Source organism: Streptomyces sp. NPDC050549 (genome assembly GCF_040655035.1).
Lineage (GTDB): Bacteria > Actinomycetota > Actinomycetes > Streptomycetales > Streptomycetaceae > Streptomyces.
On record NZ_JBFAJD010000009.1, the window covers coordinates 91,419 to 114,046 of the forward strand.

Annotated in this window: 20 protein-coding genes; 9 read left to right on the plus strand and 11 right to left on the minus strand. The window is 69.0% G+C overall.

Annotated elements, in window-relative coordinates; genetic code table 11:
• The first annotated feature begins 30 nt into the window (after positions 1-30).
• From AB0I51_RS15770 to AB0I51_RS15785, 4 genes are read left to right on the plus strand one after another with little or no spacing between them, the layout of a single operon-like run.
• The gene (locus AB0I51_RS15770) at positions 31-1,068 is read left to right on the plus strand and encodes an ABC transporter permease (RefSeq protein ID WP_362975306.1); all 1,038 of its coding nucleotides are present in this window, start codon (positions 31-33) and stop codon (positions 1,066-1,068) included.
• Positions 1,065-2,009, plus strand: coding sequence for an ABC transporter permease (locus tag AB0I51_RS15775; protein WP_362975308.1), 945 nt, complete (start codon positions 1,065-1,067; stop codon positions 2,007-2,009). The genes AB0I51_RS15770 and AB0I51_RS15775 overlap by 4 nt, the downstream gene beginning before the upstream one ends.
• Positions 2,006-3,463: an oligopeptide/dipeptide ABC transporter ATP-binding protein gene (locus AB0I51_RS15780; protein ID WP_362975310.1), complete on the plus strand. Its 1,458-nt coding sequence runs from the start codon at positions 2,006-2,008 to the stop codon at positions 3,461-3,463. The genes AB0I51_RS15775 and AB0I51_RS15780 overlap by 4 nt, the downstream gene beginning before the upstream one ends.
• On the plus strand, positions 3,460-4,455 hold the full coding sequence (locus AB0I51_RS15785) for an ABC transporter ATP-binding protein (protein WP_362975312.1): 996 nt from the start codon (positions 3,460-3,462) through the stop codon (positions 4,453-4,455). The genes AB0I51_RS15780 and AB0I51_RS15785 overlap by 4 nt, the downstream gene beginning before the upstream one ends.
• 76 nt (positions 4,456-4,531) lie before the next feature.
• Here the strand turns inward: AB0I51_RS15785 and AB0I51_RS15790 are convergent, their stop codons facing one another.
• The 6 genes from AB0I51_RS15790 to AB0I51_RS15815 all read right to left on the minus strand — a co-directional run bounded on the left by AB0I51_RS15790 (position 4,532) and on the right by AB0I51_RS15815 (position 11,271).
• Entirely contained in the window at positions 4,532-5,680 is a 1,149-nt protein-coding gene (locus AB0I51_RS15790) for a dipeptide ABC transporter ATP-binding protein (RefSeq protein ID WP_362975314.1), read from the minus strand.
• On the minus strand, positions 5,673-6,734 hold the full coding sequence (locus tag AB0I51_RS15795) for an ABC transporter ATP-binding protein (protein ID WP_362975316.1): 1,062 nt from the start codon (positions 6,732-6,734) through the stop codon (positions 5,673-5,675). Before AB0I51_RS15795 ends, AB0I51_RS15790 begins: the two co-directional genes overlap by 8 nt.
• 11 nt (positions 6,735-6,745) lie before the next feature.
• Complete coding sequence (locus tag AB0I51_RS15800) at positions 6,746-7,684, minus strand: ABC transporter permease (RefSeq protein WP_362975318.1); 939 nt, start codon at positions 7,682-7,684, stop codon at positions 6,746-6,748.
• Positions 7,677-8,603: an ABC transporter permease gene (locus tag AB0I51_RS15805; protein WP_362975320.1), complete on the minus strand. Its 927-nt coding sequence runs from the start codon at positions 8,601-8,603 to the stop codon at positions 7,677-7,679. Before AB0I51_RS15805 ends, AB0I51_RS15800 begins: the two co-directional genes overlap by 8 nt.
• Positions 8,604-8,749: 146 nt before the next feature.
• Complete coding sequence (locus tag AB0I51_RS15810) at positions 8,750-10,372, minus strand: ABC transporter substrate-binding protein (protein WP_362975322.1); 1,623 nt, start codon at positions 10,370-10,372, stop codon at positions 8,750-8,752.
• Between the two features lie 506 nt (positions 10,373-10,878).
• A complete protein-coding gene (locus AB0I51_RS15815; protein ID WP_362975617.1) occupies positions 10,879-11,271 on the minus strand; it encodes a VOC family protein in 393 nt (130 codons plus the stop codon).
• An 88-nt stretch (positions 11,272-11,359) separates the two neighbouring features.
• Between AB0I51_RS15815 and AB0I51_RS15820 the strand changes: the two genes are divergently transcribed.
• Complete coding sequence (locus AB0I51_RS15820) at positions 11,360-12,103, plus strand: class I SAM-dependent methyltransferase (RefSeq protein ID WP_362975324.1); 744 nt, start codon at positions 11,360-11,362, stop codon at positions 12,101-12,103.
• 57 nt (positions 12,104-12,160) lie between these two features.
• On the opposite strand, the gene typA is transcribed toward AB0I51_RS15820, so the two are convergent.
• The 3 genes from typA to AB0I51_RS15835 all read right to left on the minus strand — a co-directional run bounded on the left by typA (position 12,161) and on the right by AB0I51_RS15835 (position 17,191).
• The gene (typA, locus tag AB0I51_RS15825) at positions 12,161-14,068 is read right to left on the minus strand and encodes a translational GTPase TypA (protein WP_362975326.1); all 1,908 of its coding nucleotides are present in this window, start codon (positions 14,066-14,068) and stop codon (positions 12,161-12,163) included.
• 155 nt (positions 14,069-14,223) lie between these two features.
• Positions 14,224-14,874: a hypothetical protein gene (locus tag AB0I51_RS15830; protein ID WP_362975328.1), complete on the minus strand. Its 651-nt coding sequence runs from the start codon at positions 14,872-14,874 to the stop codon at positions 14,224-14,226.
• Between the two features lie 130 nt (positions 14,875-15,004).
• A complete protein-coding gene (locus tag AB0I51_RS15835) occupies positions 15,005-17,191 on the minus strand; it encodes an ABC transporter family substrate-binding protein (protein ID WP_362975330.1) in 2,187 nt (728 codons plus the stop codon).
• Between the two features lie 292 nt (positions 17,192-17,483).
• Between AB0I51_RS15835 and AB0I51_RS15840 the strand changes: the two genes are divergently transcribed.
• Genes AB0I51_RS15840 through AB0I51_RS15855 form a run of 4 tightly spaced genes read left to right on the plus strand, consistent with a single transcriptional unit; the run spans position 17,484 to position 21,330 of the window.
• Positions 17,484-17,774, plus strand: a complete 291-nt coding sequence (locus AB0I51_RS15840) for a hypothetical protein (RefSeq protein ID WP_019058435.1) — start codon at positions 17,484-17,486, stop codon at positions 17,772-17,774.
• 18 nt (positions 17,775-17,792) lie between these two features.
• Positions 17,793-18,614 carry a hypothetical protein gene (locus AB0I51_RS15845; protein WP_362975332.1) on the plus strand — a complete coding sequence of 274 codons (822 nt, stop codon included), beginning with the start codon at positions 17,793-17,795 and terminating at the stop codon, positions 18,612-18,614.
• Positions 18,614-20,557 carry a fumarate reductase/succinate dehydrogenase flavoprotein subunit gene (locus AB0I51_RS15850; protein ID WP_362975334.1) on the plus strand — a complete coding sequence of 648 codons (1,944 nt, stop codon included), beginning with the start codon at positions 18,614-18,616 and terminating at the stop codon, positions 20,555-20,557. The genes AB0I51_RS15845 and AB0I51_RS15850 overlap by 1 nt, the downstream gene beginning before the upstream one ends.
• Positions 20,554-21,330, plus strand: a complete 777-nt coding sequence (locus tag AB0I51_RS15855; protein WP_362975336.1) for a succinate dehydrogenase/fumarate reductase iron-sulfur subunit — start codon at positions 20,554-20,556, stop codon at positions 21,328-21,330. The genes AB0I51_RS15850 and AB0I51_RS15855 overlap by 4 nt, the downstream gene beginning before the upstream one ends.
• On the opposite strand, the gene AB0I51_RS15860 is transcribed toward AB0I51_RS15855, so the two are convergent.
• Both AB0I51_RS15860 and AB0I51_RS15865 read right to left on the minus strand, forming a co-directional pair.
• Positions 21,305-22,300, minus strand: a complete 996-nt coding sequence (locus AB0I51_RS15860; protein WP_362975338.1) for a phosphotransferase — start codon at positions 22,298-22,300, stop codon at positions 21,305-21,307. The genes AB0I51_RS15855 and AB0I51_RS15860 overlap by 26 nt on opposite strands.
• Positions 22,297-22,584, minus strand: coding sequence for a hypothetical protein (locus AB0I51_RS15865; RefSeq protein WP_362975340.1), 288 nt, complete (start codon positions 22,582-22,584; stop codon positions 22,297-22,299). Before AB0I51_RS15865 ends, AB0I51_RS15860 begins: the two co-directional genes overlap by 4 nt.
• Between the last annotated feature and the right edge of the window lie 44 nt (positions 22,585-22,628).

Sequence of the window (22,628 nt, forward strand, 5' to 3'; positions counted from 1 at the left end):
CCTCAACAGCCGCGCGCGGGACGGCCGTTCATGGCCGCTGACGTCACATCGGTGCCGGTGGAGGAGACGGCCGGGCCGGGAGCGGGCACCCGGTCCGGTTACGTCCGCTACGTCGGCGGCAAACTGGGCGGCGCCGTCGTCTCGCTGCTGGCCGTGCTGGTCACCGGGTTCTTCCTGTTCCGGCTGATCCCGGGCGACCCGGTCAAGACCATGACCGGCGGCCGGCCGATCTCCACCGCCCAACTGGCGGAGTACCGCCGGGAGTTCGGGCTCGACCTGCCACTGTGGGAGCAGTTCACCGACTACTGCGGCAAGGCGCTCACCGGCGACCTCGGGACGTCGTACCAGTTCCGGGCGCCCGTCATCGACAAGATCACCGAGGCGCTGCCGAACACCCTGCTGCTCACCGGCACCGCCTTCGTGCTGTACACCGCGCTCGGCATGTTCCTCGGCACCAGGTCGGCATGGCGCAACGGCAGCCTCTCGGACCGGCTCAACACCGGTCTGGCGCTGACCCTCTACTCCGTCCCGTCGTTCTGGCTCGGCCTGCTGCTGATCATCGTGTTCTCCGTGGGCGTGGGACCGATCCCCGGGCTCTTCCCGACCGGCGGCATGGAGTCGGGCGGCAAGGAGGGCTTCGCGTACGTGCTGGACGTGGCCCACCATCTCGTCCTGCCCGTGGTCACCCTGGTGGCGGTCGAGTACGGGCAGACCCTGCTGGTCACCCGCTCCGCACTGCTCGACGAGATGGGCAGCGACTATCTGACGACCGCGCGGGCCAAAGGGCTTCGGGACGACCTGGTCCGGCGCCGCCACGCGGTCCCGAACGCACTGCTGCCCACCGTCACCCTCGTCTTCGTCAACCTCGGCCGTACGGTCGCGGGCGTGATCCTGGTGGAGACGGTCTTCTCCTGGCCCGGCCTGGGCGGCCTGTTCTACCAGGCCCTCAGCGTGCCCGATCTGCCCCTGGTCCAGGGCCTGTTCCTCTTCTTCGCCGCGGCGGTGATCGTCATGAACACACTGGCAGACCTCGTCTATCCGCTGCTCGACCCCCGGGTGGGCCGATGACGACCGAGGCCACTCCCCCGGCCGCCGAGACCACTCCCCCGGCGGCCCCGGCCGGCCCGCGCGCGCTCGCCCGGCAGCGCCGCCGCCGGTCCGCCGTACGGTTCTGGGCGCGGTACCGCACCCACCGCGCCGGACTGGTCGGGCTGGCCGCGCTCGGCCTGTTCGCGCTGGTCGCGCTCACCGCGCCGCTGACGGTCGGCTCCGACGTGTCGAGCGTGACCGACGCACCCGGAGGGCCCCTGGAGAGCCCGAGCACCCAATTCCCGCTGGGCACGGACCAGTTCGGCCGCAACCTGCTGGGGCTCGTCATCTGGGGCGCGCGGGTCTCGCTGCTCGTCGGGCTGCTCGCGGCGGTGCTGTCCGTGGCGATCGGCGCGGTGGTCGGGATCACGGCCGGGCACTTCCGGGGCGCGTACGGGACCGTGCTGATGCGGATCACCGACTGGTTCCTGGTCATGCCGACGCTGGTGCTCGCCATCGCGCTGGCCACCGTCATGTCCCGTTCCCTGGGGACGGTGATCCTGGCGATCGGCGTGACCACCTGGCCGACCACGGCCCGGCTGGTGCGGGCGCAGACGCTGGCGGTGGAGTCACGGCCGTACATCGAACGGGCCCGGGCGCTCGGCGGCGGGCACTGGCACGTGATGTCCCGGCACGTGCTGCCCAACGTGATGCCGCTGGTCCTGGCGCAGACGACACTGATGGTCTCCTCCTCGATCCTCGCCGAGGCGACCCTCGCCTTCCTGGGGCTCGGCGATCCGACGGTGGTGTCGTGGGGCGGGCTGCTCCAGGACGCCCGGGAGGCGGGCGCGGTCAGCGCCGGCGACTGGTGGTACCTGGTACCGCCGGGCATCGCGATCGCCGTGGTCGCGATGGCGTTCACACTGTGCGGGCGCGCGGTGGAGTCCGTCCTCAACCCCCGGCTGGGGGTGGCGGGTTGACTCTCCTGGAGGTCCGGAACCTGGAAGTGACCTACCCCGGCGGCATCGCAGCCGTGCGGGGCGTAGACCTGTCCCTGACGGCGGGTCAGAAAGTGGGCGTGGCAGGCGAATCGGGCTCCGGCAAGTCCACCCTCGCGCTCGCGCTGCTACGGCTGCTGCCGCAAGGGACGCGGGTCTCCGGGGAGATCCTGCTGAACGGCGAGGACGTGCTGACGATGCGGTGGGGGCGGGTGCGGGCGGTCCGCTGGGCCGGTGCCTCGATCGTCTTCCAGGGCGCCATGCACTCCCTCAACCCCGTGCACCGCATCGGCGACCAGATCGCGGAACCGGTGCTGCTGCACCAGGGCGCGACGGCGGCACAGGCCAAACGGCGGGCCGGGGAACTCCTGGAACAGGCCGGGCTGCCGGCCGCCCGCGCGACCGCGTACCCGCACGAACTCTCCGGCGGCCAGCGGCAACGCGTCATGATCGCCATGGCGCTCGCCTGCGATCCGCAGCTGATCATCGCCGACGAGCCCACCACGGCACTCGACGTGATGATCCAGGCCCAGATCCTCGACCTGATTCAAGGCCTCGTCACCGACCAGGACGTGGGCCTGATCATGATCAGCCACGACCTCGCGGTCCTCGCGGACAGCTGCGACCGCCTGGTCGTCATGTACGCGGGCCGCGTGATCGAGGAGGGCCCCGCCCGGCAGGTCTACGAGAACGCCCTCCACCCCTACGCCAAGGCCCTGTCGGCCTCCTTCCCGCACATCGGCGACCCGGCGTCCCGCTTCGCCCCACGCGGCCTGGCCGGCGACCCGCCCGACCCCTCGGACCTGCCGTCCGGCTGCGCCTTTCATCCGCGCTGCGCGGAGGCGCTGGCGGCCTGCGCGACCGACGACCAGTTCCTGCGGGAGGCCGGCCAGGGGCGGAAGGCCGCCTGTGTCCATGTACCTGCGGGTGTTGCCGGGGTGGTGGTACGGGGTGCCGGTGTGCCGGAACCGGCTGCCGGCGTAACGGAGTTGGCCGTCGACACGGGGCCGGAGGTCGGCACGGGGCCGGAGGTCGAGTTGGCTCGGTCCGGCTGGACCGCCGGGTCCGCCAGGCGGGGCGGGCCGAGCGGGCCTGACGAGCAGGGACGGCGGGGCGGGTCCGCCGGATCCGCGGAACCCACCGGATCTGCCAGACCCACCGGACAAGCCAAACCGACCGGACCGGCCGGATCTGCCGGATCTGCCGGATCTGCCGGATCTGCCGAACCGGCCCGATCTGCCGAACCCACCGACCCCATCGACCCCACCGAAGGCATGACGACGGGTCGGGCTGCGGAGCGTGCGGAGGGCTCCAACTCCGCTCCGGCCGCCACGCAGGCCGAGAGCACCGACAACCCCGGCCCCAGCCCCAGCCCCAGCCCCGAGAACACACCAGACCCAGCCGCCCCACCCAGCGACACCAGGAGCGCGTCATGACAACACCGGCGGCGCCCCTGCTCAGCGCGCAAGGACTGCACGTGGCCTTCCCGGGGCGGCGCGGCGGTGCGCCCGCCCGGGCCGTGGACGGGGTCGACCTCGACATCCGGCCGGGGGAAGTCGTCGCCCTCGTCGGTGAGTCCGGGTGCGGGAAGACGACGCTGGCCCGCTCGCTGCTCGGGCTGGTGCCGCCGACCGGGGGGCGGGTCACCTTCGACGGAAAGCCCCTGCAGTACTCCTCACGGGCCCTCAAGGCCTATCGCCGACGGGTGCAGCTCGTCCTCCAGGACCCGAGCGGGTCGCTCAACCCACGGCACACGGTGTACGACGCGGTGGCCGAGGGGCTGCGCATCCACGGGGGCGTCGGTGACGAACAGGCCGTGGTCGCACGGGCGTTGAGCCGGGCCGGGCTCCGGCCGCCCGAGCGGTTCTTCCTGCGCTATCCGCACGAGCTGTCCGGCGGTCAGCGGCAGCGCGTGGTGATCGCCGGTGCCCTCGTCCTGGAACCCGAACTCCTCGTCGCCGACGAGCCGGTGGCCTCCCTGGACGCCTCCGTGCGCGGCGAGATCCTGGCCCTGCTGCTGCGACTGCGCACCGAACTCGGCCTGGCCGCACTGGTGGTGACCCACGACCTGGGGCTGGCATGGAACATCGCCGACCGGGTCGCGGTGATGTACCTGGGCCGGATCGTGGAGACGGGGGACGCCGAGCAGGTGCTGACAGCACCCCGACACCCGTACACCCAGGCGCTGTTGTCGGTGCTGCCGGAGGCGCCGGGCGCTCCCGTGGTGCTGTCCGGCGAGCCCCCGGACCCGTCCCGCATTCCGAGCGGCTGCCGGTTCCGGGTGCGCTGCCAGATCCTGGCGAGCGGGGAGGCTGAGCGGGCGGGGGTGGCGCACCGGTGCCGTACCGAGGACCTGGAGGTACTGGGCGGCGGAGGCGACGCGCAGGTGGCCTGTCACTGGGCACGGGTGCCCGACCCCGCCGTGTGAACCGTGCGGAAACGCCGGTTCCCGGCACCGTCGGACGGTACCGGGAACCTGGGCGGCGGAAGCGTGGCCGTAGGGATCAGGCCGCGTGGACCACGTCCTTGACCTCGGCGAAGTGGCACGCCGACTCGTGGGCCGCCGGGGTGTCGGAGTCCTTGAAGCGCTCCGGGATCGCGAGCAGCGGCTCCTCCTGGGCGCACTTGTCCTGGGCCTTCCAGCAGCGGGTGCGGAAGCGGCAGCCGGACGGCGGGTTGGCCGGGGAGGGCACGTCACCGGTGAGGATGATCCGGTCGCGGTGCTCGCGGGCCTCCGGGTCCGGTACGGGAACGGCCGACAGCAGCGCCTGGGTGTAGGGGTGCGTCGGGTACTCGTAGATCTGCTCGTCGGTGCCGACCTCGGCCATCTTGCCGAGGTACATCACGCCCACCCGGTCCGAGATGTGCCGGACGATGGACAGGTCGTGCGCGATGAAGATGTAGGAGAGGTTGAACTCGTCCTGCAGTCGCGCCATCAGGTTGATGACCTGTGCCTGCACCGACACGTCGAGCGCGGAGACCGGCTCGTCGCAGATGATGATCTCGGGGTTGAGCGCGAGGCCGCGGGCGATGCCGATGCGCTGGCGCTGGCCGCCCGAGAACTGGTGCGGGTAGCGGTTGATGTACTCCGGGTTGAGTCCTACGACGTCCAGGAGGTCCTTCACCTTGCGGCGACGGTCGCCCTTCGGTGCCACCTCGGGGTGGATGTCGAAGGGCTCGCCGATGATGTCGCCCACCGTCATACGGGGGTTGAGCGAGGTGTACGGATCCTGGAAGATCATCTGGATGTTCCGGCGGACGGCCTTGAGGGCCCTGCCGGACAGCCTGGTGATGTCCTGGCCCTTGTAGAAGACCTCGCCGGCCGTCGCCGTCTCCAGGCTCATCAGGAGCTTGGCGACCGTCGACTTGCCGCAGCCGGACTCGCCCACGATGCCCAGGGTCTCGCCCTGGTGCAGGTCGAAGGAGACACCGTCGACGGCTTTCACCGCGCCGATCTGGCGTTTGATCACGATCCCCTGGGTCAGCGGGAAGTGTTTGACCAGGTTGCGCACCTGGAGGATCGGCTCGCCCCGCTCGACCGTCGCGTCGAGAGCGGCGACCGCCTCCTCCTCCGAGTGCACCTCCGCCACCTCGACCTCGGAGACGTTGGGCATCGCGTCCTGGGGCTCGTCGGCCTTGGTCGGGTCAGCCATGGATCGTCTCCTTCCAGAAGTGGCACGCGCTGGCGCGGCCGGGCAGTTCCGTTCCGTCCGCCTCGGTCACCGGGACCAGCGGCGGGAACTCCGTACGGCAGATGTCCTGCGCCTTGTCGCAGCGCGGGTTGAAGGCACAACCCGCCGGTACCTTCAGCAGGTTGGGCGGCAGGCCCTGGATCGCGTAGAGCTCCTGGCCCTTCTGGTCCAGGCGCGGGATGGAGTCCAGCAGACCCCGGGTGTAGGGGTGCGCCGGGCGCTTGTACAGCTCGTGCACCGGTGCCGTCTCGACGATGCGGCCCGCGTACATCACCGCGATCTTGTCGGCGACGTCCGCGACCACACCGAGGTCGTGGGTGATGAGGATGAGCCCCATCCGGTACTCGCGCTGCAACTCCGCGAGCAGGTCCATGACCTGGGCCTGCACCGTCACGTCGAGGGCCGTGGTCGGCTCGTCGGCGATGATCAGGTCGGGCTCCAGGGCGAGCGCCATCGCGATCATGATGCGCTGGCGCATACCGCCGGAGAACTGGTGCGGGTAGTCGTTCACCCGCGCCGCGGCGGCCGGAATCTTCACCCGGTCCATCAGCTCGATGGACTTGGCCTTGGCCTCCTTGCGGGACATGCCCTGGTGCACCCGGAACATCTCGCCGAGCTGGAACCCCACACTGAGCACGGGGTTGAGCGAGGAGAGCGCGTCCTGGAAGATCATCGCGATCCGGGCGCCGCGCAGCTTGCGCCGCTCCTCGGCGCCCATGGTCAGCATGTCCTGGCCGTAGAAACGGATCTCCCCCTGCGGGATCCGGGCGGGCGGCATGTCCAGGATGCCCATGATCGCCTGCGCGGTCACGGACTTGCCGGAGCCGGACTCGCCGAGCACGGCGAGCGTCTCTCCGGAGTCCACGGTGTAGTTGACGCCGTTGACGGCCTTGACCACACCCTCGCGGGTCTGGAACTCGACGTGCAGATCGCGCACTTCGAGCAGTGGGCCGGTGTTGTCGTGGTCGCCGGGGCGCTGGGCCGGAACGGCGTCCGTCGGGTCGATGATGGTCACGTACGCCTCCCTCAGCGCATCTTGGGATCGAAGGCGTCGCGAACCACGTCGCCGAGCATGATGAAGGCCAGGACCGTGATGCTCAGGGCACCGGCCGGGAACATCAGCGCGTGCGGCGAGGTCAGGAACCTGTCCTGGGCGTCGCTGATCATCACGCCCCAGGAGATGTTGGGGTACTGGATGCCGATGCCCAGGTAGGACAGGGCGGCCTCGGCGCTGATGTACACACCGAGGTTCATGGTGGTGATGACGATGACCGGGGCGAGTGTGTTCGGCAGGATGTGCCGGAACGCTATTCGCCACGATCCCGCGCCCAGGGCCCGGGCGGCCGTCACGTAGTCGTTGTACTTGTTGGCGATGACCTCGCCGCGCATGATCCGGAAGACCTGCGGCCAGCCGAGGATCGCCATGATGAGCGACACCGACCAGACGTCGCCGCCGCCCCAGATGGACATGATGAGAAGACCGCCGATGATGAGCGGCAGACCCGCGAACACCTCGGTGATACGGGACAGCAGCGCGTCGGCCCAGCCGCCGATGAGACCGGCGAGCATGCCCACCAGACCACCGATCAGCGTGGTGACGGTGGTGGTCACGACACCGACGACGACCGAGTTGCGGGTGCCGTAGACGGTCCGCGTGTAGATGTCGCAGCCCTGGACGTCGTAGCCGAACAGGTGCCCGGACGAGGGCCCGGTCATGGAGTTCTGCAGCTGGCAGAAGCCGTCGGAGAACGGGGAGCGCGCCGTGAACAGACTCGGTGCGATCGCCAGCGCGAGCAGGATCAGGATGATCAACGAGGTCACGATGAACAGGGGCCGCTTGCGCAGATCCGCCCAGCCGTCCCTGAGCAGGCTCGCCTGCCGGGCCGCCGCCTTCTCCTCCGCCTCGATCTCCTTGGCGATGGCGGCCTCGTCGGTGGTGGGCCTTTCTATCGTCTTCTCACTCATAACGGATCCTCGGGTCGAGCACGGCATACAGCAGGTCTACGAGGAGGTTGGCGACCAGGTAGATCAGTACCAGGAGGGTCACCAGACCGACCACGACGGGCCGCTCGCGCAGATAGACGGACTGGGCCAACTGACCGCCGATGCCGGGCATGTTGAACACGCGCTCGGTGATGATGGCGCCGCCCATGAGCGCGCCCAGGTCGAAGCCCAGGAAGGTGACGACCGGGATCAGGGAGTTGCGCATCGCGTGCACACCGATCACCCGCCGCGTCGGAAGGCCCTTGGCGATCGCCGTACGGACGTAGTCGGCACGGACCGACTCCATCATGCTCGTACGGACGAGTCGGGCGATGTACGCCATCGACGTCGAGGCGAGCACGACGGCCGGGAGGATGTAGCTCTGCGGCCAGCCGTGTTCGATGCCGGCGACCGGTGTGATCTTGAGGTTCACACCGAACTCCAGCTGCAGCACGGAGCCGAGCACGAAGACCGGGATCGAGATCAGGACCAGCGTCGAGACCAGCACGACGTTGTCGATGAACTTGCCCTTCTTCAGGGCGGAGAAGATACCGGCGACGATGCCGATCACGGCTTCGAGCGCGAAGGACGTCAGGCCCAGCTTCACCGTGACGGGGAAGCGCTCGGAGACGATGTCGGAGATGGCACGCCCGTTGTAGGTCTCACCGAGGTCGCCGGTGAGGACACCACTGATGTAGTGCCAGTACTGCTGGTACAGCGGCTCGTTGAGGTGGTAGTGCGCGCGGAGGATCGCCGCGATGTTGGGGTCGGCGCGCTTGTCGCCGGCCAATGCCTGGATCGGATCGCCGGGCAGAGCGAAGACCAGGCAGAAAATGATGAACGTGACGCCTATCACCACAGGGATCACCTGTAGGAGACGGCGGGCGACGTATCGGCCCATGGGTGCTCCAGAGGGGGGTGCTCGACCCGACCGCGGCCGGGGGGAGGGCACGGTCGGACGGGAGACGGCAGCAGAAGTGAGCAGGGGAAGGCTATTCCTCCCCCTGCTCACCCCGTACTGCTGTGTCAGAACTGCTCAGAACCGGTTCAGCTGAGCTTGACCGTGTCCCACAGGATCTGGTGACCGGCGACCTTCATCGACTTGATCTTGTCGCTGAAGCCCGCGTTCATCGTGTAGAAGTACACCGGGATGTACGGCAGGTCCTTGAGCAGGACGTCGTCCGCCGCCTGGTACTTCTTGATGGCTTCCTCGTGCGTCGGGGCCTGGTCGCCCTGGACGAGCAGCTTCTCGAACGTCTCGTTCGTGTAGCCCGAGTAGTTGGAGCCGTTGGCGATGGCTTCCTTCGAGAAGACCGGACGGAGGTAGTCCTCCATGTCCGGGTAGTCCATGCTCCACGCCATACGGAACGCGCCCTGGTACTTCTTGGCGTCCAGGTCGTTCAGGATGGTCTGGAACTGCTCGAACGGCTTGGCCGTCACCTTGATGCCGAGAGCCTGCTGGATCTGGTTCGACACGGCCTCGACCCACTCCTTGTGGCCGCCGTCCGCGTTGTAGCCGATCTCCAGCGTGTTGCCCGGCAGGCCGCCGCTCTTCTTGTAGAGCTCCTTGGCCGCGCTCGGGTTGTACGTGCAGGCCTCACCACAGGCGCCCTTGCGGTAGCCGTCGATGATGGGGCTGATGTAGTCGTCCGCGGGCGTACGGGCGCCGAGGAAGATCTTCGACGAGATCGTCGCGCGGTCGATCGACATCGAGATGGCCTTGCGGAGGTCCGCGTTCTGGAAGGCCTTGTTGTACTTGATCGGGAAGCCGATGTAACCGACGGCCGAGTCGGCCTCGTCGATGTAACGGCCGTTCAGGTCCTTGTGGTACGTCGGCAGGCCCGAGGTCGGGATCGTCAGCAGGCTGTCGAGGTTGCCGGCGACGAGGTCCTTGTACGCGGTGTCCTGGTTCGAGTAGATCTTGAAGTTGACACCCTTGACCTCGATCTTCGAGGCGTCCGGGAACTTGTCGTACTTGACGGTGTCAATTTCCTGGTTGTGCTTGAACTTACCGCTCATCTTGAACGGGCCGTTGCCGATCGGGGCCTCGCCGAAGGCCTTCGGGTCCTTGAAGAACGCCTTGGGCAGCGGCACGAAGGCGGTGAACGAGAGCTGCGAGGGGAAGGCCGAGAACGCACCGTTCAGGGTGACCTGGAGGGTGCTGTCGTCGACCACCTTCAGACCGGACAGCTTGTCGGTCGTGGGCTTCTTGCCCTCGCCCGGGTTGAGGTCCGCGTAGCCCGCGATGTGGCTGAACAGCGGATTGGTCTGCTGGGCGTTGGTCTGGTTCGCGCCGTAGTTCCACGCGTCGGCGAAGGACTGGGCGGTCACCTTCTCCCCGTTGTGGAAGGTGTAGCCAGACTTCAGCTTGATCGTCCAGACCTTGTTGTCCTTGGACTCGATCGACTCCGCCATGGCGTTGACGACCTTGTTGTCGGCGTCAAGCTTGGTCAGCCCCGTGAAGAGGGCGTTGATGACCTGGCCGCCCTCGGTCTCGTACGTGTTGCTCGGAACCAGGCTGTTCTGCGGTTCGCCGATCTCCACCGAGATGACGCCGTTGCCCTTGCTGCCGCCGGAGCTGTTGTCGTCACCGCCGCCGCCACAGGCCGTTGCGCCCAGCGCCACAACTGCGGCTATCGCAACCCACTTGGCGCTCTTGGCACCACGCATGGGGGCTCCTCCTCATGAGTCCAATGGTTCACCACATGGGGGAGCGCATGACACATCACCGTCACCGGTGCCTGAAATGGTCAAGTGCTCCCCGCGCTCGATGAGTCGCCGCCTACAGCGAGTGACCCGTGATCCGAGCTCTACGCGCCTAACTATCTGCCATGAGGCGGGACCGAACCATATTCACAAGGTCTCGGTTCGATCACACCTGACGCGTACATCTTCCAAAATCCGGACAAAGGGTTTGGTGAAAGATCCCTGCGAAACGGACTTGTTACATATTTATCGGGCTTGAATGTCCGCATGCCGAACGCGGAGCGCGTGAAAATCCAGTTGCGGTTCAACCACCGCTGTGCAATCAACACGCCCGCACGTCCAAGGCCTTCAACGGCACCGGACAGGACATGGACAGGATCACGCCAACGGCAGAGTAGTGCGGATCGGTCGGCCTGTGCGGATTCCTGACCAGGACAAGGGATAACCCTTTATTCGGCCACACCTCCACCTCATATCCCGCCCGCCACCAACCCGGCCTCGAAGCCGTCCCCGTTCTCCAGACAGGCGGCACAGTGATCCGGACCACCCGCGTGCGGATACCGCTCCGGGAACATCGAAGTCCAGCCATGCCGGGGGGCCGCTTCCACCAAGGCGTCCAGTTCGGCGCGGCCGCCGCGGACATGGAAGGCCAGGTGGTTCAGTCCCGGCCGCATCCGGTCGTGGGCGGTGGCCGGGCGCAGCGCCGGTGACTGCTCGATCACGACGTGCGTCTCCCCCATCCGCCAACTCCGTCCCGCCGGCCGGTTCTGGTACGGCTCGCAGCCGAGGCGCTCCAGGAGCCACCCCCACTGCGGGGCCGCCCGCCCCAGGTCCGCGAGCCGCAACTCGATGTGGCGCAACAACACTCTCCGCCTCCCGCGCAGTTGAGAACCCGTCAAGAATGCGGGCCGCCCGTGCATACCGGTGAGGTGGGTGTGACAGGCTGAATCGGTGGTGGATCGGTCATTCGGGGACATGTCGCTTGCCGAGTTGTACGACGGTCTCAATCCGTGGGGTGCGGGGGACGATTTCTATCTGGACCTGGTGATGTCCGCGCGGGCCGTGCTCGATGTGGGCTGCGGTACCGGGAAGTTGCTGCACCGGGCCCGTCGCGCGGGACATCGCGGGCGGTTGACGGGGGTCGATCCCGCCGCCGCCATGCTGGTTCAGGCGCGCCGACGGGAACCCGGTGTCGAGTGGGTGCTCGGGGAGTCGCGGACCATGACCTGGCGCGGCGAGTTCGATCTCGTCGTGATGACCGGGCACGCCTTCCAAGTCCTGCTTCTGGACGAGGAGTTGCGCCTGGCGCTGGGTGCGGTGCGGGCCGCTCTCGCACCCGGCGGGCGGTTCGTGTTCGAGACCCGGAACCCGGCGGCCCGTGCCTGGGGGACCTGGACGCCCGACCAGGTGCGCCGGTTCACCGGCCCGGACGGCGGTGTCGTACGGGTGTGGCACGAGGTGGAGAGCGTGTCGGCCGCGGAGGACCGGGTGACGTTCACCGAGACCTTCGAGGGCGGGCGTTGGGCGCAGCCCCAGGTCAGCCGGTCGACCCTGCGGTTCCTGGACGGTGCCGCCCTGTCGGGGTTCCTCGCCGGGGCCGGGCTGACGGTCGCCGAGCAGTACGGCGACTGGGAGCGGGGCCCGCTCACACCCGCGAGTCCCGAGATCATCACCGTGGCGCGGCCCACGCACTGAGCCCGGTCACCCTCAAGTCGGGGGCGCCCGGGCTCAGTTGGGCTGTACTGGTGTGCGTCAGGCGTGCTTGGCGCGGCTCGCGGAGCGGCCGCGCTCCTTCTGGTCGAGGACGACCTTGCGGATACGGACGGCCTCCGGGGTCACCTCGACGCACTCGTCGTCGCGGCAGAACTCCAGGGACTGCTCCAGGGAGAGCTTGCGCGGCGGCACGATCGCCTCGAACGAGTCGGCGGCGGCCGAGCGCATGTTGGTGAGCTTCTTCTCCTTGGTGATGTTCACGTCCATGTCGTCGGCGCGCGAGTTCTCGCCGACGATCATGCCCTCGTACACCTCGGTGCCGGGGTCGGTGAACAGCACACCGCGCTCCTGGAGGTTCGTCATCGCGAACGCGGTGACGGCACCGGCGCGGTCGGCGACCAGCGAACCGTTGTTGCGGGTCGTCAGCACACCGAACCACGGCTCGTGGCCCTCGTGGATGGAGTGGGCGATGCCCGTGCCGCGGGTACCGGTCAGGAACTCGGTACGGAAGCCGATGAGACCGCGGGACGGTACGACGAACTCAAGGCGGACCCAGCCGGAGCCGTGGTTGGACATGTTGTCCATCCGGCCCTTGCGGACGCCCATGAGCTGCGTGACCGCGCCCATGTGCTCCTCGGGCACGTCGATCGTCATGCGCTCGACCGGCTCGTGCACCTTGCCGTCGATGATCTGCGTGACGACCTGCGGCTTGCCGATGGTCAGCTCGAAGCCCTCGCGGCGCATCTGCTCGACCAGGATGGCCAGCGCCAGCTCACCGCGGCCCTGCACCTCCCAGGCGTCGGGACGCTCGGTGTCGAGGACGCGCAGCGAGACGTTACCGATCAGCTCGCGGTCGAGACGGTCCTTGACCTGACGGGCGGTGACCTTGCGGTCCTTGACGGCCGCCTTCGCGGAGGCGCCCTTGCCGGTGCCGCCGCGGCCGACCAGCGGTGAGGTGTTCGTACCGATGGTCATGGAGATCGCCGGCTCGTCGACCGTGATCAGCGGCAGCGCGATCGGGTTCTCCGGGTCGGCGAGGGTCTCGCCGATCATGATGTCCGGGATACCGGCGACCGCGCAGATGTCACCCGGGCCCGCCATCTCGGCCGGCTTGCGGGTGAGCGCCTCGGTCATCAGCAGCTCGGTGATGCGCACGTTGGACATGGTGCCGTCGCGCTTGATCCACGTGACGGTCTGGCCCTTGCGCAGCTCGCCCTGCTCGACACGGAGCAGCGCGATACGGCCGAGGAAGTTGTCCGCGTCCAGGTTCGTGACGTGCGCCTGGAGGGGGGCGGCCTCGTCGAACTGGGGGGCCGGGACGTGCGACAGGATCGTGGAGAAGAAGGGCTCCAGGTTGTCGCTGTCCTGCGGGACCGTGCCGTTCTCCGGCTTGGTCAGCGAGGCGACGCCGTCACGCGCACACGCGTAGACGATCGGGAACTCGATCTGCTCCTCGTCCGCGTCCAGGTCCAGGAAGAGGTCGTAGGTCTCGTTGACGACCTCGTCGATCCGGGAGTCCGGGCGGTCCGTCTTGTTGATGCAGAGGATGACGGGCAGGCGCTGCTGGAGCGCCTTGCGCAGCACGAAGCGGGTCTGCGGCAGCGGGCCCTCGGAGGCGTCGACGAGCAGCACCACCGCGTCCACCATCGACAGACCGCGCTCGACCTCGCCACCGAAGTCGGCGTGGCCCGGGGTGTCGATGATGTTGATGGTGATGACATCGCTGCCATCCTTGGGGTGGTACTTCACGGCCGTGTTCTTGGCCAGGATCGTGATGCCCTTCTCACGCTCCAGATCGTTCGAGTCCATCATTCGGTCGTCGAGCGACTCGGCGGCGTGCGCGGCGAAGGCACCGGCCTGCTTCAGCATGGCGTCGACGAGGGTCGTCTTCCCGTGGTCGACGTGGGCGACGATGGCGACGTTGCGGATGTCGTGGCGCGTGGCCATATTGCGGCGTACTCCCGGAGAGTGAGGAAGGCCTGCGCGTACGTCAGTGCTACGCGGACCCTGCCGGGCTGGACACGCCACGGCCTTACCCCATCGTACGTGGCGTACGGGGAAGGGGCCTCCGCAGGCCCGGCGAAGGCCCGCGGAGGGTGGGGTCAGGCGGCCTTCGCGGCGGTCGAGTCCGCGCCGCAGGAGAGGCGGGCGGCCTCACGAGCTGTGGCGTTGCCGGTCCCGGTGTCGCATTCGAGGAGGCCGTCGATCGAGACGCTCCAACTCTCCGCGTGGCCGAAGGTGGTCCTGCCTCCGGGGCAGGTGTAACGGAAGTCCGCCTCCACGACGCGCACGGCGGCGTACTGCACGAACCGCCCGGACCCTTCCGGCGCCGCGCCGCCGTCGTTCAGTTCCGGTCCCTTTCCGCCGACGTCCGTGAACCCGCTCACATCGTCGTCGGAGTCGATCACGCCGGTCTTCTTTCCCAGGGAGATGAGGATCTCCTTCGCCGCCGGGGCACTGCTCCCGGCCTGCACCGCGATCCGGACCGTGGCCAGTCGGCGCACCTTGTGCTTCAGTGTGCCGCCGCCCTTGCCCAGCGTCTCCACGTCCGAGACGCCGAGCAGCCGCGTCGGCTTCTCGATGTTGGTCCAGGTGTAGGTGCCGTTCGCACACGCCCTGTCGGCGACCGCGGGCTGCGCCCCCTTGGTGCCGGCCGTCGCGCCGTCGCTCTTCTTCCCTGCGTCACCGGACCCGCTCGTACATCCCACGGCCCCGGCGAGCAGCGCCGCGAGCGCGAAACCCACGGCCGACATCCGTCGCGTTCCCCCGTACACGGCCACCCCGTTGTCCTCGTGAAAACCCGCTGTGATCAGGCATGTCACTCTGACTGAGCACAGCGGGCGGGGCAAGGGACTTGAGGCGGTCCAGAGGCTTCCGGCCCGATCAGCTGCCGGACGACGGACTCGCCGACACCTTCGCCCCCTTCTTCAGGAACCCCATGTCCTCGTACACCGGCGTCTGGAAGCCGAAGGAGCCCGCGTTGACGACGGTCCTGCGGGCGGCGGTGAGCTGGGGGCGCTGGTAGAGGGGGATGGAGCCGGCCGCCGCCCAGATGCGGGCGTCGGCCTTGCGGACCAGGGCGGCGGACTCGTCCTCGTCGAGGGTGGAGACGGCCTGGTCGAAGAGCTGGTCGACCTGGTCGGTGCCGACGCGGGTGTAGTTCTGCTCGACGTTCAGGGAGCCGTCGGCGGCCGGGACCGGCTTGGCGAAGATCGGGCGGGCGTCGGTGGCGGGGAAGGCGGACGCGGGCCAGGAGTAGAGGGCGAGGTCGTACTGGCCGGACGCGATGTGGTCCTTGAAGTAGCTGTCGTCGGAGACCTTGGTGATCTCCGTGCGGATGCCGACCTTCTCCAGCATCCGGGAGATGCTGTCGGCGACCGCGCTCAGCGACTCCGAGCCGGTCCCGGAGGGAAGCACGAAGCGCAGGGTGAGCGGCTTGCCGTCCTTGGCGAGTGTGCCGGTCCTCGTGCCGGCGGGGGCGGCCGTGCCCTTCGGTGCGTACGCGCCGGGCGCACCGCCCTGCTTCACCTTGCGGCCGTCGTACTGCTTGCCGTCGGCGAGGTGCTTGGAGCCCTCGTCGCCGTGCCCGTGCTTCTTGGTGTGGTCCTGGGAGTCCTTGTTGTCCTCGCCGACGATGTACTGCCCGTCGGAGCCGCCCTCGGACGCAGCTTCGTCGTCGGCCTTCTTGCCCTTCTTGCCCTCGGCGCCGGCCGCCTTCTCGCCCTTGTCCTTGACGGGTCCGCCGGGTACCCAGCCGGCGTCGGCGAGCAGGGCCTGCGCCTCCACGGTGTCGTGGTCGCCGAGCGCGCCGCTGTTGTCGGCGTACGCGGCCTGCCCGGAGAGCGCGAGGTGGCTGCCGACCGGCACGGCGGGCAGGCCCAGCGGGGTGAGGACGACCTTGGCGAGCGCCTTCCGGTCGAGTGCGCGGGCCACCGCGCGCCGGACGCGCTCGTCGGCGAGGGGGCCCTCGGAGCCGTTGAGGGCGAGCTGCGTGTAGGCGGGTTCGAAGGAGCGGCGGACGGTGAAGGCACGCAACTCGTCCTGCTGGCGCAGGTACTTGGCGAGCGCCTTGCGCTGCTTCTTGCTGAGCTTCTTCTCCTTGGGGCTCTCGCCCTTGTTCTCGTCCTTGCTCTCCGTGTCGCTCGTGGCGCTCGCGCTCGCGCCCTGGAGCGGGGTGCCGGTGCCCCTGGCGCGGCCCGCGAGCGCGATCCGGCTCGCGTCGGCGGGGTCGACCGCGGCCAGGTCGACCGTGCCGTCGGCGAGCGCGGCGGCCCGCTTGTCCAGCGGTACGGCGGCCAGCACGAGCTGGGAGAGCTTCGCGGGCCGGCCCCACCAGTGCGGGTTGCGGGCGAGGACGATCTCCTTGTCCTTGCGGTCGACCTTCTGCAGCGCGAACGCGCCGGCGGTGACCTTCAGCTTGCGGCGCGCCCCGTCGTTGAAGGCGTCCGGGGTGCCCATGACGTCCTTGGGGTACAGCGGCGAGAACAGTGACTTCCAGTCGGCGTACGGCCTGCTGAAGGTGACCTTGACCTCCAGGTCGTTGGCGCCGCGCTCGATCTTCTCGATGCGGTCGTAGCCGGCGTTGCGGGCGGTCCAGTACGCGGAGTCCTTGCCGGACAGGGCGCGCCACTGGGCGGCGAAGTCGGCGGCGCCGATCTCGCGGCCGTCGCTCCACACGGCCTGCTGGTCGAGCTTGTAGAGGACGACCTGCTTGGGCGAGGTGTCGACGACCTTCGCGGACTCCAGGTAGTCGGCGTCGCGCTGCGGGCGGCCCTGCGCGTCGAGCCGGAACATGGCGGGCAGGACGGCCTGGGCGACGCGGGTGGTGGCGTCGTCTGCGTCCGACTGGAATGCGTTGAGGGTCTCGGGCACGTCGTCGACGGCCCAGCGCAGGGTGCCGCCGTCGGCAATCAGGTCACGCGCGACGGGCGCGATGTCCTGTGCGGCCAGCGGCTTGCCCGACTCGTCCTCGGAGCTGCACGCCGAGAGGGTGGGCACCGCGAGCGCGCCCGCGGTGAGGAAGGCGACCGAGCGCATGACCGCGCGCAGTCCGACGCCGTCGTGGGACATCACTGCTACCTCCGGTAAGCCGCGGGCTTCTGATCGCTTTTGGTGGTATTTGGAGCTGATCAGATCTATGCGGCCACTGAAGAGGAAACGGTTCGGCCCTGTGGGGCGACACGGCGAGGGGCGCCGGGAAGCCCACCCGTGCGGCGCAATGTTCGAATCTGCCCCCGTACACACCAACGCACCCCGGCCAATCCGTGCACACCGCTTCCCACCGGCCGGTGTGGCGCGCAACACTCGCAGGCGCATGAACGTTGCCGTCCAGGGCCGACGCCCGCGGAAGTGAGGTCACGTCATGTCCGTGCACGACGAACTGACGTCAGTCCAGCGCTGTCTCGACGACCTGTTCAGGTCGGTGGGACGGCTGGAGAATCAATTCGGCAGCGGCGGCCTGGAGATGCGCAGGGTCAAGGCCGACGCCGACCGTCTGCGCGAAAGCGTCGCGCTGCTGCGCGACGCCGCACCAGGGATCGAGCGCCCCCGGCGCCCCGATCTCGTCTCCATCCCCGACACCCCCTACGACAACACCCTGTGGACGGACTCGGACGACGAAGGACTCGGCGCCCACGACCGCCACGCACCCTGAACCGACCGGAGTCCTGAGTTGGCCACTGGTACGGAACCCCATCCGAACGGCGGCGGCGTACGCACCGGTACGCGCGCCGCCATCGACGCCCCTCATCTGCGGACCGACCGCTGGTGGCTGGCCCCGGCCGTCACCGCCGCCGGGCTGCTCGCCTTCGTCGTCTACTCGACCTGGCGCGCCTTCGCGGACTCGAACTACTACTCGGCGCCCTATGTGTCGCCGTTCTACTCGCCCTGTCTCGCCGAGCGGTGCAGAACCATGCACGCGGGCCCGAACGCCGATCTCTTCGGGAGCTGGTGGGGCATCTCGCCCGCCATCATCATCCTGATCTTCCCGCTCGGCTTCCGCCTGACCTGCTACTACTACCGCAAGGCCTACTACCGCGGCTTCTGGGCCTCGCCCCCGGCCTGCGCGGTGGCCGAGCCGCACAAGAAGTACAGCGGCGAGACCCGCTTCCCGCTGATCCTGCAGAACGTCCACCGGTACTTCTTCTACGCGGCGCTCCTGGTGGCGGGCACCCTGACCTACGACACCGTGCTGACCTTCCGCGACGAGCACTACCACTGGGGCCACATGGGCCTCGGCACCCTCGTCTTCGTGGCCAACATCGTGCTGATCTGGGCGTACACCCTCTCCTGCCACTCCTGCCGGCACATCGTCGGCGGCAAGCTCAAGCACTTCTCCAAGCATCCCGTGCGCTACAAGGCGTGGAAGTTCGTGGGGCAGCTGAACAACCGTCACATGCAGCTCGCCTGGGCGTCGTTGATCAGCGTGGCAGCTGCCGATTTCTACGTGTACCTGGTCGCCTCCGGCGCTTTCAACGATCCGAGGTTCTTCTGATGTCCGTGGTCGAGCGACAGGAGTGGGACGTCGTCGTGGTCGGTGCCGGTGGCGCCGGTCTGCGGGCCGCCATCGAGGCGCGCGAGCGCGGTGCCCGTACGGCGGTGATCTGCAAGTCGCTGTTCGGCAAGGCCCATACGGTAATGGCCGAGGGCGGCATCGCGGCGGCGATGGCCAACGTCAACGAGCATGACAACTGGCAGGTCCACTTCCGCGACACCCTGCGCGGCGGCAAGTTCCTCAACCAGTGGCGCATGTCGGAGCTGCACGCGAAGGAAGCCCCGGACCGGGTCTGGGAGTTGGAGACGTGGGGCGCCCTCTTCGACCGTACGAAGGACGGCAGGATCTCCCAGCGCAACTTCGGCGGCCACGAGTACCCGCGCCTCGCGCACGTCGGCGACCGTACGGGACTTGAGCTGATCCGCACGCTCCAGCAGAAGATCGTGTCGCTCCAGCAGGAGGACCACAAGGAGACCGGTGAGTACGAGTCGCGCCTGAAGGTCTATCAGGAATGCACGGTGACACGGGTGTTGAAGGACGGCAGCCGGGTCTCCGGGGTCTTCGCCTACGAGCGCGAGACGGGCCGTTTCCTCGTCCTGGAAGCGCCCTCCGTGGTGATCGCGACCGGCGGCATCGGCAAGTCCTTCAAGGTGACGTCCAACTCGTGGGAGTACACGGGCGACGGCCACGCGCTGGCGCTGCTGGCGGGCGCGCCCCTCCTCAACATGGAGTTCGTGCAGTTCCACCCGACCGGCATGGTCTGGCCGCCCTCCGTGAAGGGCATCCTCGTCACCGAGTCGGTGCGCGGCGACGGCGGAGTGCTGCGGAACTCCGAGGGCAAGCGGTTCATGTTCGACTACATCCCCGACGTCTTCAAGGAGAAGTACGCCGAGTCGGAGGCGGAGGGCGACCGCTGGTACGAGGACCCGGACCACAACCGCCGTCCCCCCGAGCTGCTCCCCCGCGACGAGGTCGCCCGCGCCATCAACTCCGAGGTGAAGGCGGGCCGCGGCTCACCGCACGGCGGGGTCTTCCTGGACGTGTCGACGCGTATGCCGGCGGAGGTGATCCGGCGCCGACTCCCTTCCATGTACCACCAGTTCAAGGAACTGGCCGACGTCGACATCACGGCGGAGCCGATGGAGGTCGGCCCGACCTGCCACTACGTGATGGGCGGCATCGCCGTCGACTCGGACACGGCGGCAGCGCGCGGGGTACCGGGGCTGTTCGCGGCCGGTGAGGTGGCCGGCGGTATGCACGGCTCCAACCGGCTGGGCGGCAACTCCCTGTCCGACCTGCTGGTGTTCGGCCGCAGGGCGGGCTGGCACGCGGCGGACCACGCGGCCGACCTGGCGGACAGCCGCCCGCTGGTCGACGACACGGAGGTGGACCTGGCGGCGGCGGAGGCACTGCGCCCCTTCTCGGCGGAGGGCCCCGAACCCGGCAAGGAGAACGGGCGCCCACCGGAGAACCCGTACACCCTCCACCAGGAACTCCAGCAGACCATGAACGACCTCGTCGGCATCATCCGCCGCGAGGGCGAGATGGAGCAGGCGCTGGAGAAACTGGCCGACCTGCGGGTACGGGCACGCCGTGCCGGGGTCGAGGGCCACCGGCAGTTCAACCCCGGCTGGCATCTCGCCCTGGACCTGCGGAACATGCTGCTGGTCAGCGAGTGCGTGGCGCGGGCCGCGCTGGAACGCACCGAGTCGCGCGGCGGACACACCCGCGAGGACCACCCCGGCATGAACCGCGACTGGCGCCGCATCAACCTGATCTGCCGACTCACCGACCCCACGGGCGGGTCGGGCGCCACCGACCCGGTGTCCGCCCAGATCACCCTGACCCGCGAGACCACCGACCCCATCCGCGCCGACCTGCTCGCCCTCTTCGAGAAGGAAGAGCTGGTCAAGTACCTCGCCGAAGAGGAGCTCTACGAGTGAGCAGCTACGAGGCCCGCTTCAAGGTGTGGCGGGGGGACGTCAAGGGCGGCGGCCTGGAGGACTTCAAGGTCGAGGTCAACGACGGCGAGGTGATCCTCGACATCATCCACCGCATCCAGGCCACCCAGGCCTCCGACCTCGCCGTGCGCTGGAACTGCAAGGCGGGCAAGTGCGGTTCGTGCTCGGCGGAGATCAACGGGCGGCCCCGGCTGATGTGCATGACCCGTATGTCGGTGTTCACCCGCGAGGAGACGATCACGGTCACCCCGCTGCGTGCCTTCCCGGTCGTACGGGATCTGGTGACGGACGTCGGCTTCAACTACCAGAAGGCCAGGGAGGTTCCGGCGTTCGTACCGCCGGCGGGGGTCGCTCCCGGCGAGTACCGGATGATGCAGGAGGACGTGGACCGCTCGCAGGAGTTCCGCAAGTGCATCGAGTGCTTCCTGTGCCAGGACACCTGCCATGTCGTCCGCGACCACGAGGAGAACAAGACGGCGTTCGCGGGACCCCGATTCCTCATGCGGGTCGCGGAGTTGGACATGCACCCGCTGGACGCGGCCTCGGAGAGCGGCCTGGACCGCAAGAAGACCGCCCAGGACGAACACGGCCTCGGCTACTGCAACATCACCAAGTGCTGCACCGAGGTCTGCCCCGAGGGCATCCACATCACGGACAACGCGCTGATTCCCTTGAAGGAACGGGCAGTTGACCGCAAGTACGACCCGCTGGTGTGGCTGGGGTCGAAGATCAGGAGGCGTCCCGCAGGAGGGTGAGCACCTCGCCGAGGTTGTGCTCGGCGATGCCCCGCATGAACGCGGGGTCGTCGAAGTCACCGACCTCCAGGAGGCGCAACGGGCCCGCCACCAGGGAGAGATGCATGGCCAGGCGGTAGAGACGCAGCCGGTCCTCGTCCAGGTGCGCGCTGCGCAGCGCGTCGTAGTGGTGGCCGAAGCGCAGGCGGAGGAAGACATGCTCCCATTCGACGTCGAAGTACAGCAGGCCCTCGATGTCGATGAGGGCGAGGTCGCCGTCGGCGGTCACGCGGACGTGGTCGGGGCCGAGTTCGCCGTGGATGAGGGCGGGGGGCGAGGTGCGGGGCCGGACCTGCGCGGCCAATGCCCCCAGTCCGTCGGTCAGTTGGCTGTGGACGGCGGCGACTCGGGGTTCGCGGGCGATGAGTTCGCCGAGGTCGCTCAGGGCCCGCCCGACGACGATCTCCTCGCATGAACTCCCGTACGAGAAACCGCCGTTGTCGACCACCGCGACCTTCCCGAAGTGCGGGCCCGTGCAGCTGTGCAGGGTGGCGAGGAGCGCCGCCATCCGCTCCAGCGCCTCCGGTGCGGCGGCCGGGTCGCCCTCCAGCAGGTCCTCCAGGGTGCCGCCCGGAAGGTCCTCGACGAGCGCCGCGTCCGCGGGGAGGTGGGTGTGGGTGGGGTCGGCGTGCAGGAACCGGGGCGTGCGGATGCCGGCCGCGGCGAGACGGTCGGCCGCCGCCGTGAAGAGGGTCAGGCCGGAGGCGTGGGAGAAGGGGTCCCGGGGGTCGCCGGGGCCGGCGTCCCAGAGGTCCTCGTCCGGGGACCAGACGTAGGCCACGGCGGTCGAACGGTCCTCGAAGGCGAGGCGGTAGACGCCCTTCTTCGAACCGCCCCGGATGCGGGTGACGGCCGTCGGGGTGCGGGCGAGGGCGGCGCGGGCCAGCGGTGCCAGGTCGTCGCGGGTGAGTTCCCTGCGGGTGGCGGTCACAGGGTTTTGGGGCGCTGCGCACGCCACTGCAGTACTCCGCCGAGGATGATCAGGGCCAACGCCGTCGCGCCGCCCACGTCGCCCATCACCAGGGAGTCCGCCCACCACTGCATGGACATCGCCGTCCCCATGCCCAGGGCCCCGGCCAGCGCACCGAGTCCCCACAACTCGGGCCGTACGATCCTGCCTCGCGCCATCGGCGGCAGCCAGCCGGTCGTCGCCGTGAAGACTCCGAGAGCCCCCAGCAGCAGCAAGGCCACCGCGGCCAGCCATGTCAACACCATCGCCCACCCCCACCGGACGTGACGGATCATCGCATCCGCAGCTG